The 17052-nt window shown below is 72.1% G+C and carries 13 protein-coding genes and 1 tRNA gene; all 14 read left to right on the top strand.

The window, feature by feature from the left end; genetic code table 11:
• Positions 1 to 213 precede the first annotated feature (213 nt).
• The 14 genes from topA to HNR13_RS17195 all read left to right on the top strand — a co-directional run bounded on the left by topA (position 214) and on the right by HNR13_RS17195 (position 17043).
• A complete protein-coding gene (gene topA, locus HNR13_RS17260; protein ID WP_179607779.1) occupies positions 214 to 3063 on the top strand; it encodes a type I DNA topoisomerase in 2850 nt (949 codons plus the stop codon).
• A complete protein-coding gene (tmk, locus tag HNR13_RS17255; protein ID WP_179607778.1) occupies positions 3060 to 3689 on the top strand; it encodes a dTMP kinase in 630 nt (209 codons plus the stop codon). The genes topA and tmk overlap by 4 nt, the downstream gene beginning before the upstream one ends.
• Before the next feature lie 92 nt (positions 3690 to 3781).
• Positions 3782 to 4972 carry a DNA polymerase III subunit delta' gene (locus HNR13_RS17250; RefSeq protein WP_179607776.1) on the top strand — a complete coding sequence of 397 codons (1191 nt, stop codon included), beginning with the start codon at positions 3782 to 3784 and terminating at the stop codon, positions 4970 to 4972.
• The gene (locus HNR13_RS17245) at positions 4969 to 6525 is read left to right on the top strand and encodes an alpha/beta fold hydrolase (RefSeq protein ID WP_179607775.1); all 1557 of its coding nucleotides are present in this window, start codon (positions 4969 to 4971) and stop codon (positions 6523 to 6525) included. The genes HNR13_RS17250 and HNR13_RS17245 overlap by 4 nt, the downstream gene beginning before the upstream one ends.
• A 73-nt stretch (positions 6526 to 6598) precedes the next feature.
• Positions 6599 to 7294, top strand: coding sequence for a TetR family transcriptional regulator (locus HNR13_RS17240; protein ID WP_343063598.1), 696 nt, complete (start codon positions 6599 to 6601; stop codon positions 7292 to 7294).
• An 89-nt stretch (positions 7295 to 7383) separates the two neighbouring features.
• Positions 7384 to 7456: transfer RNA gene (locus tag HNR13_RS17235), tRNA-Thr, on the top strand.
• A gap of 228 nt (positions 7457 to 7684) precedes the next feature.
• The gene (locus HNR13_RS17230) at positions 7685 to 9178 is read left to right on the top strand and encodes a D-alanyl-D-alanine carboxypeptidase/D-alanyl-D-alanine-endopeptidase (protein ID WP_246312800.1); all 1494 of its coding nucleotides are present in this window, start codon (positions 7685 to 7687) and stop codon (positions 9176 to 9178) included.
• 35 nt (positions 9179 to 9213) lie between these two features.
• Positions 9214 to 9786: an isochorismatase family protein gene (locus tag HNR13_RS17225; protein ID WP_179607771.1), complete on the top strand. Its 573-nt coding sequence runs from the start codon at positions 9214 to 9216 to the stop codon at positions 9784 to 9786.
• A gap of 129 nt (positions 9787 to 9915) precedes the next feature.
• Positions 9916 to 12084 carry an MMPL family transporter gene (locus HNR13_RS17220; RefSeq protein ID WP_179607770.1) on the top strand — a complete coding sequence of 723 codons (2169 nt, stop codon included), beginning with the start codon at positions 9916 to 9918 and terminating at the stop codon, positions 12082 to 12084.
• 155 nt (positions 12085 to 12239) lie between these two features.
• The gene (locus HNR13_RS17215; RefSeq protein WP_179607768.1) at positions 12240 to 13034 is read left to right on the top strand and encodes a thiamine pyrophosphate-dependent enzyme; all 795 of its coding nucleotides are present in this window, start codon (positions 12240 to 12242) and stop codon (positions 13032 to 13034) included.
• Positions 12917 to 13789: an alpha/beta fold hydrolase gene (locus tag HNR13_RS17210; protein ID WP_343063670.1), complete on the top strand. Its 873-nt coding sequence runs from the start codon at positions 12917 to 12919 to the stop codon at positions 13787 to 13789. The genes HNR13_RS17215 and HNR13_RS17210 overlap by 118 nt, the downstream gene beginning before the upstream one ends.
• Positions 13790 to 13840: 51 nt before the next feature.
• Positions 13841 to 14302, top strand: a complete 462-nt coding sequence (locus HNR13_RS17205) for an Lrp/AsnC family transcriptional regulator (protein WP_179607767.1) — start codon at positions 13841 to 13843, stop codon at positions 14300 to 14302.
• Between the two features lie 52 nt (positions 14303 to 14354).
• Complete coding sequence (locus HNR13_RS17200) at positions 14355 to 15818, top strand: aldehyde dehydrogenase family protein (RefSeq protein WP_179607765.1); 1464 nt, start codon at positions 14355 to 14357, stop codon at positions 15816 to 15818.
• A 40-nt stretch (positions 15819 to 15858) separates the two neighbouring features.
• Positions 15859 to 17043 (top strand): thiolase family protein, encoded by a 1185-nt coding sequence (locus HNR13_RS17195; protein ID WP_179607763.1) that lies wholly within the window; start codon positions 15859 to 15861, stop codon positions 17041 to 17043.
• Positions 17044 to 17052 lie beyond the last annotated feature (9 nt).

Genomic DNA, 17052 nt, shown 5'->3' with positions numbered 1-17052 from the left:
GGGGTCCGGGAGCAACAGGGTCGCCGTGCCGGCGACGGGTCCGCCCGCGGCGAACGGGACGGCAGAGGATTAGGCACACTGGCGGCCTAGGTGTGTATGGTTTGCCTGTTGGGCCGTGCGGCCCACGCTCGCCGCCCTCTGCGCGGCGCTCGGGGGAGCGCGCTTCGGACCAGTGAGGTCCTGCGAACACAGTTGCTATATAAGAGGAGTCAAGTGCCTGGCACGAAGAAGCTCGTCATCGTCGAGTCTCCGAACAAGGTGAAGTCCATCGCCCAGTACCTCGGCGAGGGCTACGAGGTGATGGCCTCCGTCGGACACATCCGCGACCTGATCGAGCCCAAGAACCTGCCGCCCGAGCTGAAGAAGGGGTCGCTCGGCAAGTTCTCCGTCGATGTCGAGAACGAGTTCGCTCCCTACTACGTCGTCTCCGACCAGAAGAAGAAGACGGTAGCCGACCTCAAGCGGGCGCTCAAGGACGCCGACGAGCTCCTGCTCGCCACTGATGAGGACCGCGAAGGGGAGGCCATCGCCTGGCACCTGGTCGAGGTCCTCAAGCCCAAGGTCCCCGTCAAGCGCATGGTGTTCCACGAGATCACCCGGGAGGCGATCGAGAAGGCGCGCGACAACACCCGCGAAATCGACACCGCCCTGGTCGACGCGCAGGAGACCCGCCGCATCCTCGACCGGCTCTACGGCTACGAGGTGTCGCCCGTGCTCTGGCGCAAGGTCGGCCCCGGGCTCTCCGCCGGCCGGGTCCAGTCGGCGGCCACCCGGCTCGTGGTGGACCGCGAGCGCGAGCGGCTCGCGTTCGTCGCCGCCTCCTACTGGGGGCTCACGGCGCAGCTGCTCCCCGAGGACGCCTCCGCGTTCGAGGCGCGGCTCGCCCGCCTGAACGGCGACCGCGTCGCGACCGGACGGGACTTCGACGACCACGGCCGGCTCACCTCCGGCGCGACGATCCTCGACGAGACGTCCGCCCAGGCGCTCGCCGACGCCGTCCGGCTGCCCAGCACGGCCGTCACGGTCGCGAAGGTCGACTCGAAGCCGTACTCGCGTCGTCCCGCCGCTCCGTTCACGACGTCGACGATGCAGCAGGAGGCCGCGCGCAAGCTGCGGTTCTCGGCCCGCCAGACGATGAGCGTCGCCCAGACGCTCTACGAGAACGGGTACATCACCTATATGCGCACCGACTCCGCGTCGCTGTCGCAGCAGGCCACCAATGCGGCCCGCGCCCAGGCGGCGAAGCTGTACGGCGCGGAGACCGTCCCCGACAAGCCGCGCGTCTACGCCTCCAAGAGCAAGAACGCGCAGGAGGCGCACGAGGCGATCCGTCCGGCGGGTGAGACCTTCCGCACCCCGGCCGAGCTGGAGAAGTCGCTGCGCGGCCCCGAGCTGCGGCTCTACGACCTGATCTGGAAGCGCACGGTCGCCTCCCAGATGGCCGACGCCAAGGGCCAGACCGCCTCGGTCACGGTCGAGGCGCGCATCGGCGAGGGTCAGCTCGACGGCACGGTCGCCGAGTTCACCGCCAGCGGCACGGTGATCACCTTCCGCGGCTTCCTGAACGCCTACGAGGAAGGCCGCGACGAGGAGCGCAACGCCGACGCCGGCGGCGACGCCAAGCTGCCGCCGCTGACCCAGGGCCAGACCCTCGGCGTCGCGGACGTCGCCGCGGACGGCCACGAGACCACGCCGCCGCCCCGCTACACCGAGGCGAGCCTGGTGAAGGCGCTGGAGGAGCTCGGCATCGGGCGCCCCTCCACGTTCGCGAGCATCATCTCCACGATCATCGACCGCGGCTACGTCACGCAGCGCGGTCAGGCGCTCGTGCCGAGCTGGGTGGCGTTCTCGGTCGTCCGCCTGCTGGAGGACTACTTCGGCGACCTCGTGCAGTACGACTTCACCGCCGAGATGGAGGACGACCTGGACCGCATCGCCGACGGCGAGGCGGAGCGGGTCGACTGGCTGAACAGCTTCTACTTCGGCAGCGACAAGCACAAGGGTCTGCGCCGGGTGATCGACAACCTCGGCGAGATCGACGCGCGGAGCATCAACTCGATCGCGATCGACGACGACGTGACCCTGCGCATCGGCAAGTACGGCCCCTACCTCGAAGTGCAGGAGCCGGGCGCCGCCGAGGACGCGACGCCCCGCCGCGTCAACCTCCCGCCGGACCTCGCCCCGGACGAGCTCACCCCCGCGAAGGCGAAGGAGCTCATCGAGGCCCCCGTCCAGACCGACCGCGAGCTCGGCACCAACCCGGAGTCCGGCAAGCTGGTCCTCGCCAAGGACGGCCGGTTCGGCCCGTACGTGACCGAGGCCGACCCCGAGCCGGAGCCCGAGGTGGACCCGCAGACCGGCGAGGTCGCCGAGCCGAAGAAGGCCGCCAAGAAGACGGCCGCCAAGCCGCGCACGGCGTCGCTGTTCAAGTCGATGGACCTCGCGACCATCGACCTGGACACCGCGCTGCGCCTGCTCGACCTCCCGCGCACCGTGGGCGCCGACCCCGAGACGGGCGCGGAGATCCAGGCGGCGAACGGGCGCTACGGGCCCTACCTCAAGAAGGGCACGGACACCCGCTCGCTGCCGACCGAGGACGACATCTTCGGGATCGACCTCGCCGGGGCGCTCGAGCTGTTCGCGCAGCCGAAGTACGGCAACCGCCGTGCCTCCAGCGCGCTCAAGGAGTTCGACGCCGACCCGGTCAGCGGCAAGCCGATCAAGATCAAGGACGGCCGGTTCGGCGCGTACGTGACCGACGGCGAGACGAACGCCACCATCCCGCGCGGCGAGACGGTGGACGAGGTCGACTTCGACCGAGCGGTGCAGCTGCTGGCGGACAAGCGCGCGAAGGGCCCGGCCAAGAAGCCGGCAGCCAAGCGCACAACCACCCGCACGGCCGCGGCGAAGACCACGGCCAAGACGACCGCTGCGAAGACGACCGCTGCGAAGACGACCGCTGCGAAGACGACCGCCGCCAAGACCTCCGCCGCCAAGACCACGAAGGCCGCCCCCAAGACGGGCACGTCGGCGCGCGCCGCGGCGAAGAAGCCCGCCGAGTGAGCGAGCCGCGGCAGGGCCTGTTCATCACTCTGGAGGGCGGCGACGGCGTCGGCAAGTCGACGCAGGCCGCCCTCCTGGAGGAGTGGCTGCGCGAGCGAGGCCGCACCGTCGTGCGCACCAGGGAGCCCGGCGGCACCGCGGCCGGGGTGGAGATCCGCGAGATCGTCCTCCACCACCGCGGCGACATCGCCCCGCGGGCGGAGGCGCTGCTCTACGCGGCCGACCGCGCCCACCACATCGCCACCGTCGTGCGTCCCGCGCTCGGGCGCGGCGAGGTCGTCGTGCAGGATCGCTACATCGACTCGTCCGTCGCCTACCAGGGCGCGGGGCGCGTGCTCGACGCGGACCAGGTCCGCGACCTGTCGCTCTGGGCGGCCGAGGGGCTCCTCCCTGACCTGACCATCCTGCTCGACCTCGACGAGACCGCGGCCAGAGCCAGGCTCGACACCGCGCGCACGCGCTACGACCGGCTGGAGGCGGAGCGCTCCGACTTCCACGCGCGCGTCCGGGCCGCGTACCTCGCGCTCGCCGCCGCGGAGCCCGAGCGCTTCCTCGTGGTGGACGCCGCGCTGCCCGTCGCGGAGATCGCCGCCGACATCCGCCGCCGGCTCGAGGACCGGGTCTGACCGCCGCGGCAACCCCGGTGCCTCAGGAGACCGCGGCGCCTCAGGCCGCCCCGGCGCCCGCGCTGTCCGCCGTGCCCGCTAGCCTGGGAGGCATGGCGGTGTGGGACGACCTGACGGGTCAGGACGACGCGATCGCCGTCGTCCGCTCCGCCGCGGAGGCCGCCACCGCCTCCGGTCCGGCCGCCGACGCCGCGCGCGGCATGACCCACTCCTGGCTGATCACCGGCCCTCCCGGGTCCGGGCGCTCCAACCTCGCCTACGCCTTCGCCACCGCCCTGCTCAGCCCGGGCACGCCCGAGGGCGATCTGGCGACGCAGCGCCAGGTGGAGGCGCGCACGCATCCCGACCTCGCCGTGCTCAGCACCGAGCGGGTCATCATCTCCATCGACGAGGTGCGGTCCCTGGTCTCGAGCTCCCAGTTCGCGCCGTCGGTCGGCCGCTACCGGGTCATGGTCATCGAGGACGCCGACCGGATGACCGAGCGCACCTCGAACGTGCTGCTCAAGGCGCTGGAGGAGCCGCCGGAGCGCACGGTGTGGATCCTCTGCGCCCCCAGCGACGCCGACCTGCTGCCGACCATCCGCTCCCGCGTCCGCACCGTGCGGCTCAAGGTGCCCGCCGTCGCCGACGTCGCGCGGCTGATCGAGCGCCGCGACGGCGTCGACCCCGCGGCCGCCGAGCGTGCGGCGCGCCACGCGCAGAGCCACATCGGCATGGCGCACCGCCTCGCCACCAACGAGGAGGCCAGGCGCCGCCGCGAGCAGACGCTGGACCTCGCGCTCGGCATCCGCTCGGTGTCCGACGCCGTCCTCGCGGCCGCGACCCTGCTCGACGTGGCAGGCGCGGACGCCAAGGCCATCACGGAGGAGCGCGACGCCGAAGAGCGGGAGCACGCGCTGCGCTCGCTCGGGATCGAGCCGGGCGGCGCCATCCCGCCCGCGCTCCGCGGCCAGCTGCGTCAGCTCGAGGAGGACCAGAAGCGCAGGGCGACGCGCAGCCTCCGCGACGGCATCGACCGCATCCTCACCGACCTCCTCTCGCTCTACCGCGACGTCATGATGCTTCAGCTCGGCAGCGGCAGCGAGCTGGTGAACGTCGAGCTCGGCGACCGGCTGACCGCTCTCAGCGCGCACACGAGTCCTGCGGCTACGCTCGCCGCGATGGATGCCGTGACGACCGCCCGCGAGCGGATCGACGGCAACGTCGCTCCCGCCCTGGCCCTGGAGGCCATGCTCACGACGATCCTTCGCGGCGGCGCCGCGCGAAAGGGGACAGACCTGTGACCATCCGAGAGGGCCGTCCGGCCCGCCGGTGGGCCGCTCGCACCGTCTTCGTCGCGATCGCCGCCGTCGCCGCGCTGACCCTGACCGGCTGCGTCACCTGGTTCCTGCCCGCGCACACGTCGAGCACCTCCACCCCCGCGCCGGAGTCCGTCTCGCCCGCGCTCGCGCCGTTCTACCAGCAGCACCTGGTCTGGACCGACTGCTCCAACGGCAAGCAGTGCGCGACCGCGAAGGCGCCGCTGACCTGGAGCGACCCGTCCGCCGGGCAGGTCTCGCTCGCGCTGATCCGCCAGCAGGCGAAGGGCAGCAAGCAGGGCTCGCTGCTGGTCAACCCGGGCGGCCCCGGAGGGTCCGGCTACGACTTCGTCAAGGACTCCGTCGGCTTCGCGACCGACAAGACGCTGCAGAGCCACTTCGACGTGGTCGGCTTCGACCCGCGCGGGGTCGGCCACTCCACCGCCGTGAAGTGCTACGGCCCGGCGCAGATGGACGACTACCTGTACGGCATCACCCCGGGCCAGCGCGGCTCCGACACGTGGATCGCCGCCAACACCACCATCGCCAAGGACTTCGGCGCCGCGTGCGCGACGAACACCGGCGCCCTCCTCGGCCACGTCGACACCGTGAGCGCGGCGCGCGACCTCGACCTGCTCCGCGCGATCCTCGGCGACACGAAGCTGAACTACCTCGGCTACTCGTACGGCACCTACCTCGGCGCGGTCTACGCCGACCTCTACCCGGGGAAGACCGGGCGGCTCGTCCTCGACGGCGCGCTCGACCCGGCCGCGAGCAACTTCGACGTCACCAAGGTGCAGGCGCAGGGCTTCGAGAGCGCCCTCCGCGCGTACCTGAAGAAGTGCCTCACGCAGAAGGACTGCCCGTTCACCGGCACGGTGGAGGACGGGATGCAGACGGTCTCCCAGCTGCTGGCCTCCGTGGAGCGCAGCCCGATCCGCAACTCCGACGGCCGCGAGCTCGGCGCGAACACGCTCGTCACGGCGATCATCTACCCGCTCTACGACGCGACGGCGTGGTCGTACCTGAGCAGCATGTTCGCCGACGTGATGAAGGGCAACGCCTCGGTCGCCTTCACCCTCGCCGACGGCTACAACAGCCGCAACAGCGACGGCACCTACTCGGACAACTCCACCGAGGCGTTCATGGCCATCAACTGCCTCGACTACAGCTACGACGCCGACCCGGCGACCCTGCGCGCGCAGGCGGCGGAGCTCGCCAAGGACGCGCCGGTGATCGGCCCGTACATGGCGTACGGCGACATCGGCTGCGCCACCTGGCCGTACAAGACCACCGTGCAGCGCGGCCCGATCGCCGCGAAGGGCTCCGCACCCATCCTGGTCGTCGGAACCACGAACGACCCGGCCACCCCCTACGTGTGGGCGAGGAACATGGCGTCGGAGCTGGAGAACGGCCACCTGCTCACCTACAAGGGCGAGGGCCACACCGCCTACAACAAGTCGAACTCGTGCGTGAACAACGCCGTCGACGACTTCCTCGTCGACGGCACCATCCCGCCGAAGGGCAAGACCTGCTGACGCGCCATCGCGATCTGCACACGGCCGCGGCGGTGAGTGGTGCAAATTTGCAGACGGTGAAATAATCGAGGCTGTGACTGCAGAGATCGGGACGTCGGAGGGCGAGCTGGGCCTCCGTGAGCGCAAGCGCATCGCGACCAGGCGCGCCATCCAGTTCGCGGCGCTCGAACTGGCCACCGAGCGGGGCTTCGACCATGTCACGGTCGACGAGATCAGCCACGCGGCGAACGTCTCGCCGCGGACGTTCTTCAACTACTTCCCGTCCAAGGAGTCCGCGATCATCGGCGAGCTCCCCGAGCTCCCGGACGAAGCCAGCATCGAGCGCTTCATCGAGGCGGGCCCCGCCGAGCCGATCCTGGACGGGATGGGCCGGCTCCTCATCGCGGCGATCGAGACCGGCGACCTGGACGGCGGCCTGGACGGCGCGCACGAGGGGGAGAATGCAGCCAGCGCCAAGGAGCTGCACGCCCTCCGCCGCTCGCTCCTGAAGGGCAACCCCGAGCTCTTCGCGCAGCGGATGGCGAGCATGCACAAGTTCGAGGACGCCCTGAGCGCCGTCGTCCAGCGCCGGCTCGCCCACGACGAGCCGGCGCTCGCCGACGACGAGGAGACCCTCCACCAGCGGGCGCGGCTGGTCACCTACGTCGCGTTCGCGGGGATGCGCCACGCCTGGTCGTGCTGGGCGGACCACGGCGGCGTCGAGCCCCTCGCCGACCGCCTCCGCAGCTCCTTCGCGGAGCTCCAGGCCCTCGGCGGCCAGCTCCGCTGAACGCACGGCCGGGCCTCCCGGCGTGGTCGAAAGCACACCCCCGGATCGGGTAAGCTATCTGACTGTGCCCGGGGGAGAACCCCGGCCACGCCGCCCTAGCTCAGTCGGCAGAGCATCTCACTCGTAATGAGAAGGTCAAGGGTTCGATTCCCTTGGGCGGCTCCGTTTCCTCCTTCTCGGCATCCGCCGTCCGGCCGCTCCCGGTCCGTGCAGGCGTGCCCGCTCGACCCTGGGTGAATTGGCGCTCACAGGGAACGTCGGTACTATGCCTGGATGCGCGAACCGGACCACCGCGACTCCGGTGTGCCCGACAGCACCGAGTCTGATTCGACGAACCCCCCGACCACCGTTCTCCCCACCGGGGACTCCTCTGCGACGCGTGAGCCCGGTATGGGAGCGACCCCGTCCCGCCGTCGCGCCGCGGCGTCCGGCGGTCTGGCAGGGGCCGCCGCCGGCGTGCTGTCCGCCATCCGCACCCACCCCAAGGCGTGGATCGCCGCGGGCGCGGCCGTCGCGTTCGTGATCCTCGGAACAGGGAGCGTGGCCCTCGGCGCGACCGTCGGCTCCGCCCCGGCCGGCGCCGCCGCGGCCGTCGCGCCGACGCACTCGGCCACCAGGACGCCCACCCCGACGCCCACGCCCACCGCCGACCCGACCCGCCCGGTCCCCGCCGCGCAGCCGGCCGCGAGCCGCATCCGCACCTGCTCCGTCGCCTCGCTCGCGCAGGACGGCAGGCTCGGCAACCTGGAGGCCCAGGTCGTCAACGCCAAGACCGGCCAGGTGCTGTTCGATCGCAACGGCACGAAGCCGGGGCCGACCGCGTCCGTGCTCAAGACGCTCACCTCCGCCGCCGCGCTCGCCACCCTCGGGCCCGACTACCGGGTGCAGACCACGGTCGTGAGCGGGAGCGTCCCCGGCCAGGTCGTCATCGTCGGCGGCGGCGATGTCACCCTGTCGCGCCTGCCGGGCGGCCAGGGCGCGTTCTACACCGGCGCGCCCTCCATCCAGGATCTCGCGGAGCAGACCAAGCGGGCGCTCGGCGGTCAGCCGGTGACCTCCATCGTGACCGACACCTCGCTGTTCGGCGGCCCGGTGTGGCAGCCGAGCTGGGACGAGCACGAGGAGCGCGTAGTGGAGGGCTCGACGCCCTACATGACCTCGCTCATGGTGGACGGCGACCGCAACGACCCGGGAGCGGTCGAGTCGCCGCGCAGCACCGACCCGGTCGGCCGCGCCGTGCAGTACTTCCAGCAGTACCTCGGCACCAACGTCCCGGTGACCTCCGGCACGGCCCCCGCGGGCGCGAAGCATCTCGCGTCGGTCCAGTCGCAGCCGGTGACCGCCCTGATCGACCAGGCGATGACCTACTCCGACAACACGATCATGGAGGAGCTGGCCCGGCTGGTCGCCATCAAGGCCGGAGCGGGCAACACCTTCGACGCCGAGAACGCCGGTGTGCTCGCCGGGCTCAAGGCCTACGGGATCGACACCACCGGCATCCACATCGCCGACGGCTCCGGGCTCAGCGCCGACAACGCGGTGCCGCCGTCGTACCTGACCCAGCTCTTCATCAAGGTGCTCAACCGCCAGAACGGGCTCGGCGTGGTCTACGACGGCCTGCCGGTCTCCGGCCGGACCGGGACGCTCGGGCCCGGCTACAGCCGGTTCACCGGGGCGAACTCGGTCGCGAACGGCGCGGTGCACGCCAAGACCGGCTGGATCAACAACGGCTACACGCTGTCCGGGATCATCGACGCGGCCGACGGCACGCCGCTCACCTTCGCCGTGTTCGCTCTCGGCCCGGTGAGCGACAATGCCAAGCAGGCGATCGACACGCTGACGACCGGCTTCTACACGTGCGGGGACAACCTCACCAACGGCTGAGCCGGGTCGTTCGGCGAGGAACGGAGGAGGGGACGATGGGCAAGGCGCTCTTCATCATCGACGTCCAGAACGACTTCACGGAGGGCGGCGCCCTCGGTGTCGACGGGGGAGCGGCGGTGGCCGCGGCCATCACCGAGCACCTGCGCGCGCACGCGGACGACTACACGATCATCCTCGCGAGCCGCGACTGGCACGACAGGGACAACGACAACGGCGGCCACTTCGCCACCGACGCCGAGCCGGACTTCGTGACGACCTGGCCCGTGCACTGCGTCGCGGGGACGAACGGCGCGGAGTACCATCCCGCGCTCGACACCACCCGCGTCCAGTACCACATCCGCAAGGGCCAGGGGGTGCCGGCCTACTCGATCTTCGAGGGGCGCACGGAGGCCGGGTCGTCGGTCCACAACCTCCTGGACGAGCACGGCATCGACACCGTCGACGTGGCGGGGATCGCGACCGACTACTGCGTGCGCGCCTCCGCGCTGGATGCGCTCAACCACGGGCAGCGCGTCCGCGTGCTAACCGCGCTGGTAGCGGGCGTCGCCGCCGAGTCGTCGGAGGCTGCCCTCGCCGAGCTCGCCCACGCCGGCGCCGAACTCGTCTGAGCCGCCGAGTACGCCCGAAATCAGCCCGAAGCCGCCGAGTACGCGGATTATCGACGTACTCGGCGGTCGGATACGCACTATGCTGATTGCTAGCTAGGTTAGCTAATCGGTCCAGGAGGCGAGGGCGTGATGTCGGGGAGACCATCGGTATGGCTGCGGGTGGTGGTGCCGACGGCGCTGATCCTGATCTGGCTCGTCCTCGCCGGGATCGGCGGCCCGACCTTCGGCAAGCTCTCCGGGGTCTCCAGCAACGACCAGGCCGCGTTCCTGCCGGCCAGCGCGGAGTCGACCGAGGTGCAGGACTGGCAGAAGCGGTTCACCGACTCCCAGGCCGTGCCCGCCATCGTCGTCATCCAGTCGGAGTCGGCGCTCACGCCGAGCGACCTCGCCGCGCTGGCCGACCTCGGACCGAAGCTCGGCGCCGTCCACGGGGTCCAGGCGCCGGAGTCCGGCCAGAGCACGAGCGTCGCAGGTCCCATCCCGTCGCAGGACGGCCGGGCCGTCGAGTTCATCGTGCCCGTCGCGGACACCAACAACGTCAAGACCGTGGTGGCGGACCTCCGCGGCGTGTTGAAGAGCGAACTCCCCGCGGGGACGCAGGGCTGGGTCACCGGTCCGGCCGGGCTGACCGCGGACCTGGTCAACGCGTTCGGCGGCATCGACGGCATCCTGCTCTTCGTCGCGGTCGGCGCCGTGTTCGTGATCCTGCTGCTGGTCTACCGGGCGCTGCTGCTGCCGTTCCTGGTGCTGCTCACCTCGGTGTTCGCGCTGTGCGCGGCGATCCTTGTGGTCTACCTGTTCGCGCTCTGGGGCTGGATCAAGCTCAGCGGGCAGAGCCAGGGCATCCTCTCCATCCTGGTGATCGGCGCGGCGACGGACTACTCCCTGCTCCTCGTCGCCCGCTACCGGGAGGCACTGGAGCAGAACGAGTCCCGGTGGACCGCCATCCTGAAGGCCTGGCGGGCGGCCTTCGAGCCGATCCTGGCCTCCGGCGCGACGGTCATCCTCGCGCTGCTCTGCCTGCTGTTCTCCGACCTCAACTCCAACAAGAGCCTCGGACCGATCGCCGCGATCGGGATCGTGTTCTCGCTGCTCTCGGCGCTGACGCTGCTGCCGACGCTGCTCGCGGTGTTCGGGAGGGCGGCGTTCTGGCCGTTCCGGCCGAAGTACGCGGGCGCTGAGCACGCGCACGATCACACGCACGAGAGCGCCGAGGGCGTCGCCGGCCTGGAGGGCATCCGCGGTGTCTGGCGGCGCGTCGGCCTCCTCATCGCGCGCCGGCCGCGCGTGACCTGGATCGTGTCGTTCGTGGTGCTCGTCGCGTGCGCGTTCGGCCTCACCCAGCTGAAGGCCAACGGCGTCGAGCAGACCGCCCTGGTGCTCTCGCAGTCGGACGCGGTCGACGGCCAGAAGGTCCTCGCGAAGCACTTCGACGCCGGGTCGGGGGCGCCCGTGCTGATCGTGGCCAAGGAGGCCGACGGGGACGCCGTGCTCGCCGCCGCGAAGCAGAACGACGGCATCGCGACCGCGACGCTCTACGCCGGGAACGTCCGGCCCGCGCAGCCCGGGCAGGCCACGCCCGCGCCGGTCGTGAAGGACGGCCGTGTCCTCATCCAGGCGACCTTGAAGGCGCAGCCCGACTCGTCGGCGGCCGAGCAGGTGGTCCGCGACCTGCGCCGCGACCTCCCGGCGTCCGGTTCGGGAGTGCTGGTCGGCGGGGTGACGGCGATCGCGCTCGACACGAACGACACCGCCCAGAGCGACCTGCTGCGGATCATCCCGATCGTGCTGCTGGTGATCCTGCTGGTCCTGATGCTGCTGCTCCGGTCGATCCTCGCGCCGGTGCTGCTGATCGGCAGCGTGGTGCTCTCGTACGCCGCGGCGCTCGGCGTCTCCGCGCTCGTGTTCGATCACCTGTTCCGGTTCCCCGGCGCCGACGCGAGCGTGCCGCTGTTCGGCTTCGTGTTCCTGGTCGCGCTCGGGGTGGACTACAACATCTTCCTGATGACGCGCGTGCGGGAGGAGTCGCTGCGGCTCGGCACCCGGCCGGGCATCCTGCGCGGGCTGGGGATGACCGGCAGCGTCATCACGTCGGCGGGCGTGGTGCTGGCGGCCACCTTCGCGGCGCTCGCCGTCATCCCGATCCTGTTCCTGGTCCAGATCGCGTTCATCGTCGCGTTCGGCGTCCTGCTCGACACCGTGCTGGTGCGCTCGCTGCTCGTCCCGGCGGTGTCCTACGACGTGGGCCGGGCGATCTGGTGGCCCTCGAAGCTGTGGCGGGCGGAGCCGGAGCGCTGAGCCCGTGACGGGTGAGGCGCAGGTGAGAACCGCGCAGTCGCGATCGGGTGCAGCCTGTACAGCCGGAGGCCGTCCGTCCGGGCACGAGTGAGCAGAATGCACGCCCCGCGGCCGGCGCGTTGCCCGCCCTTCACCCGTCGGTCAGCATGGCATCCATGACCCCCACGATCCTCGAGCCGGTCCTCGGCGCGTCGATCGGCGGAGCGGGCGTCGACGTCGCCGCACTGCTCCGCCGGCTCTACCGGACCCTCGCCACCGTCCGCCGGATCGACCGCGAGGCCGTCGCCCTCCGCGGCCGCGGCGTCCTCCCCGGCTACGTCGACTCGCGCGGCAGGGAGGCCGCGCTCGTCGGCGCCGCGCTCGCCCTGCAGGCCTCGCGCGACCGCGCCTTCCCCGCCGCACACGAGCCGGGGATGGCGATCGCGCTCGGAGCGGACCCCGCCGCCGTGCTGCGCTCCCGCCGGGGCGGGATCGACGCGGCGCTGGAGGGATCCGTCACCCACGCGGTCGGCTGGGCGCTCGGAGCCAAGCTCGACCGCACCGGCGGCTGCGCCCTCACCACGATCGGCGCGGGCGCCGGAACGCCGGCGGAGCTGCGCGACGCGGTGACCACGGCGCGCGACTCGGCGCTCCCCGTCGTGTTCCTCTCCAGCTCGGGCCGCACCGAGGGCGCGGGCATGCCCGTCCTCCTCGTGGACGGAGCCGACGCCGTCGCGGTGCACGGCGCCGGCCTGAAGGCGCTGGAGCTCGCCCGATCGGGCGCGGGGCCCGTCCTCATCGACGCCGTCCTCCCCGGCCCGTCCGCGTGGCCCGCCCGCGATCCGCTGGTCGTCTGCGAGCAGCGTCTGCGCGACACCGGGACGGTGGGCGACGCCTACTTCGCGGAGGTCGCCGACACCGCCGACGCGCTCGCCGACCGGCTGCGCGCCCGGCTGACCGCCGGGGCCTGATCCGGGCCGCCATCGGCGAGGATGGGACCATTCGCATCCACGTCGAACGCCACCCCGGGCCCGACCCCGTCCTGCTGATCCACGGCTTCGCCACGACGGGCGCGCTCACCTGGGAGGCCACCGGCTGGGTCGCCGCGCTCGCCGAGGCGGGGCGCGGGGCGATCGTCCCCGACCTGCGCGGCCACGGGGCCAGCGACGCGCCGCACGACCCGGCCGCCTACTCGCCCGACCTCCTGGCGGGCGACCTGCTCGCGATGCTCGACGAGCAGGGCCTCGAGCGCGTCGATGTCGTCGGGTACTCGATGGGCAGCTGGGTGGCGCTCGCGCTCGTCGGCCTGGCCCCGCAGCGGGTGCGCAGGCTCGTGGTCGGCGGGGTCGGCACGGTCGAGCAGTTCGCCCACTGGGGCGTCGCCGCCGTGCAGCGGGCGATCCTGGAGGGCGCGGACACCCTCCCGGCCGACGCGCCGCTGGCGCCGCTCCTGGCCTCCCTGCGCGAGGCGCCGGGCGTCGACCGCGAGGCGCTGGCGGCCTGCGCGGCGGGAATGGCGCAGCATGCGCTGCCGCTCGCCTCCAGCGTGCCGACCCTCCTCGTCGCCGGTGACGCGGACCCGGTCGCCCAGGACGCGGACGAGGCCGCGCGGCTGCTCGGCGCCGAGCTGGTGCCGCTGCCGCGGCGCAACCACATCACCGCGCTGAGCGCGCGGGCCTTCAAGCAGGCTGCGCTTCCCTTCCTGGGAGCTTCGGTCAGCCTGTAGGCGCTGCGTCCGACCGGTCGTACGATGTGCGAGGAGCGAAGGAGTGCCCGCATGATCGACAGGCTGGACGCCGACCTCATCGCGCTGCTCACGGCGGAGCCGCGGCTCGGCGTGTTCGAGGCGTCACGGCGGCTGGGCGTCGCGCGGGGCACGGTGCAGGCCAGGCTCGACCGGTTGCAGCGCACCGGGGTCATCAAGGACTTCGCCCCGACGATCGACAGCCTCCGGCTCGGCTTCCCCGTCACGGCGTTCGTCACCGCCGAGATCACCCAGAGCGATCTCTCCGTGATCGACCACCTGCGCGGCATCCCGGAGGTGCTGGAGGTGCACACCGTGACCGGCGCGGGCGACCTGCTGATCCGCGTCGTCGCGCGGTCCAACGCCGACCTGCAGCGCGTGATCAGCGGCATCCTGAGCGAGCCGGGGATCAGCCGGACCTCCACGGTGATCGCCCTGGAGACCACGATCGAGCATCGGAGCGTGCCGCTCGTGGAGTCCGCGGTGGAGGAGTGAGCCGGGCCCGGACCATCCGGGACGAGACCGGTCGAGACGACGAGGAGTGATCGTGGACGAGAAGACCCTGCTGGAGCGCGTGCCCGACGGCCTGTACATCGGCGGCGAGTGGCTGCCCGGCTCGAACGGCACCCTGAAGGTGTTCGACCCGGCGACCGGCGACCTGATCCGCGAGATCGCGGACGCGTCGGTGGAGGACGGGAAGCGCGCTCTGGACGCGGCCGTCGCCGCCGCCGACGACTGGGCGGCGACCCCGCCGCGCACCCGCGGCGAGATCCTGCGCCGCGCGTTCGACCTGCTGCAGGAGCGCCGCGACGAGTTCGCCCTGCTGATGACGCTGGAGATGGGCAAGCCGCTCGCGGAGTCCAACGGTGAGGTGACCTACGGCGGCGAGTTCCTGCGCTGGTTCTCCGAGGAGGCCGTCCGCATCGCCGGCCGGTACGCGACCAACCCCGAAGGCACCGGGCGCATGATCGTGTCGCAGCACCCGGTCGGGCCGTGCTTCCTGATCACGCCGTGGAACTTCCCGCTCGCGATGGCGACCAGGAAGATCGCGCCGGCGCTCGCCGCAGGCTGCACGGTGGTCGTCAAGCCGGCCGAGCTGACCCCGCTGACGACGCTGTACTTCGCCCGCCTCCTGGCGGACGCGGGCCTTCCCGCCGGCGTGCTCAACGTCATCACGACCTCCACCTCCGGGAAGGTGTCGGCGCCGATCATCGCGGACCCGCGGCTGCGCAAGCTCTCCTTCACCGGCTCCACCGAGGTCGGCCGCAAGCTCCTCCAGCAGGCGTCCGAGAACGTCCTGCGCACCTCGATGGAGTTCGGCGGCAACGCCCCGTTCGTCGTGTTCGACGACGCCGACCTCGACCGGGCGGTGGACGGCGCGATGCTCGCGAAGTTCCGCAACATCGGCGAGGCCTGCACCGCCGCCAACCGCTTCATCGTGCACGAGGACGTCGCCGACGAGTTCGCCCGCCGGGTCGCCGACCGGGTCAAGGCCATGAAGATCGGCCGGGGCACCGAGGAGGGCGTCACGATCGGCCCGCTCATCAACGAGGACGCGGTCGAGAAGGCCGCCGAGCTGCTGGAGGACGCCGTCTCGCGCGGGGCGCTCGTCCTCGCCGGCGGGTCGCGGGTCTCCGGCCCCGGAACGTTCTTCGAGCCGACCGTGGTGACCGACGTGCGCGCCGGCAGTGAGATCCTCCGGCAGGAGATCTTCGGCCCGGTGCTGTCGATCGTGCGGTTCCGCGACGAAGACGAGGCGGTGCGGATCGCCAACGACACCGAGTTCGGGCTGGTGTCCTACGTCTTCACCAAGGACCTCGCGCGCGGCCAGCGGATGATCGAGCGCCTGCAGACCGGGATGATGGGGCTGAACGTCGGCGTCGTCTCCAACGCCGCGGCCCCGTTCGGCGGCGTGAAGCAGTCCGGGCTGGGCCGCGAGGGAGGCCTGGAGGGCATACACGAGTACCTCAGCACCAAGTACACCCTGACGCCCGACCCGTTCAGCGTCTGATCCAGCCACGCCAACCGCCAACGCCGAGGAGCGCAGCACCATGGCCACCGAAGCCGTCATCGTCGACGTCGTCCGCACCCCGTCCGGGCGGGGCAAGCCGGGCGGCGAGCTCTCCGACATCCACCCCGCCGACCTCCTCGCCGGGGTGCTGGCCGAGCTGGTCCACCGCAACGGCCTGGACCCGGTGCTGGTCGACGACGTCATCGCGGGCTGCGTCACGCAGTCGGGGGAGCAGGCGGGCAACATCGCGCGCACGGCGCTGCTGAGCGCCGGATTCCCGGAGAGCGTGCCCGGCGTCACCATCGACCGGCAGTGCGGGTCCAGCCAGCAGGCCGCCGCGTTCGCCGCGCAGGGCGTGATCGCGGGCGCGTACGACATCGTGATCGCCTGCGGGGTGGAGTCGATGAGCCGCGCGCCGATGGGCTCCAACCTCGGCGGCGCCTCGCTCGGCGGCGAGCTGCTGCACGCCCGCTATCCCGAGGGACTCGTGAACCAGGGCGTCGCGGCCGAGCTGATCGCGGAGCGCTGGGGGTTCCCGCGGGAGGAGCTGGACGCCTTCGCCGCGGAGTCGCACCGGCGCGCGGCCGAGGCGGCCGCCTCCGGAGCGTTCGAGAGCGAGCTCGTGCCGGTGCCGACCCCGGACAGCGGCAGCGTCGTCGCCGACGAGACCATCCGGCCCGGGACGACCGCGGAGAAGCTGGCCGCGCTGTCGCCGTCGTTCCGCACCGACCGGCTGGCCGCCCGCTTCCCGCAGCTGGACTGGCGGATCACCCCCGGCAACTCGTCGCCGCTGACCGACGGCGCCTCCGCCGCCCTCATCATGAGCGCGGAGGCGGCAGCGCGGCTCGGGCTGCGGCCGCGGGCGCGCTTCCACTCGTTCGCCGTCGCGGGGAGCGACCCGCTGTTCATGCTGACCGGCATCCTGCCCGCGACCCGCAAGCTGCTCGACCGCAGCGGCGTGAAGCTGGAGGACATCGCCGCCTACGAGGTCAACGAGGCGTTCGCGCCGGTGCCGCTGCTGTGGCTGCGCGAGTTCGGCGCCGACGCGAGCCGGATGAACCCGCGCGGCGGCGCGATCGCGCTGGGCCACGCGCTCGGCTCGTCCGGGACTCGGCTGCTCGGCACCCTGCTCAACGAGCTGGAGGCCACCGGCGGCCGGTTCGGCCTGCAGACCATGTGCGAGGGCGGCGGCACCGCCAACGCCACCCTCATCGAACGCCTCTGACCCCCGCCC

This window comes from Leifsonia shinshuensis (genome assembly GCF_013410375.1).
GTDB lineage: Bacteria > Actinomycetota > Actinomycetes > Actinomycetales > Microbacteriaceae > Leifsonia > Leifsonia shinshuensis.
This window is presented reverse-complemented; position numbering and strand designations above follow the sequence as displayed.

What these genes read in the sequence shown, in the direction of transcription:
- HNR13_RS17250 (WP_179607776.1), top strand. Translation starts at nt 3,782, where the DNA reads ATGGCGGTGTGGGACGACCTGACGGGTCAGGACGACGCGATCGCCGTC.
- HNR13_RS17230 (WP_246312800.1), top strand. Translation starts at nt 7,685, where the DNA reads ATGGGAGCGACCCCGTCCCGCCGTCGCGCCGCGGCGTCCGGCGGTCTG.
- HNR13_RS17225 (WP_179607771.1), top strand. Translation starts at nt 9,214, where the DNA reads ATGGGCAAGGCGCTCTTCATCATCGACGTCCAGAACGACTTCACGGAG.
- HNR13_RS17220 (WP_179607770.1), top strand. Translation starts at nt 9,916, where the DNA reads ATGTCGGGGAGACCATCGGTATGGCTGCGGGTGGTGGTGCCGACGGCG.
- HNR13_RS17215 (WP_179607768.1), top strand. Translation starts at nt 12,240, where the DNA reads ATGACCCCCACGATCCTCGAGCCGGTCCTCGGCGCGTCGATCGGCGGA.
- HNR13_RS17205 (WP_179607767.1), top strand. Translation starts at nt 13,841, where the DNA reads ATGATCGACAGGCTGGACGCCGACCTCATCGCGCTGCTCACGGCGGAG.
- HNR13_RS17195 (WP_179607763.1), top strand. Translation starts at nt 15,859, where the DNA reads ATGGCCACCGAAGCCGTCATCGTCGACGTCGTCCGCACCCCGTCCGGG.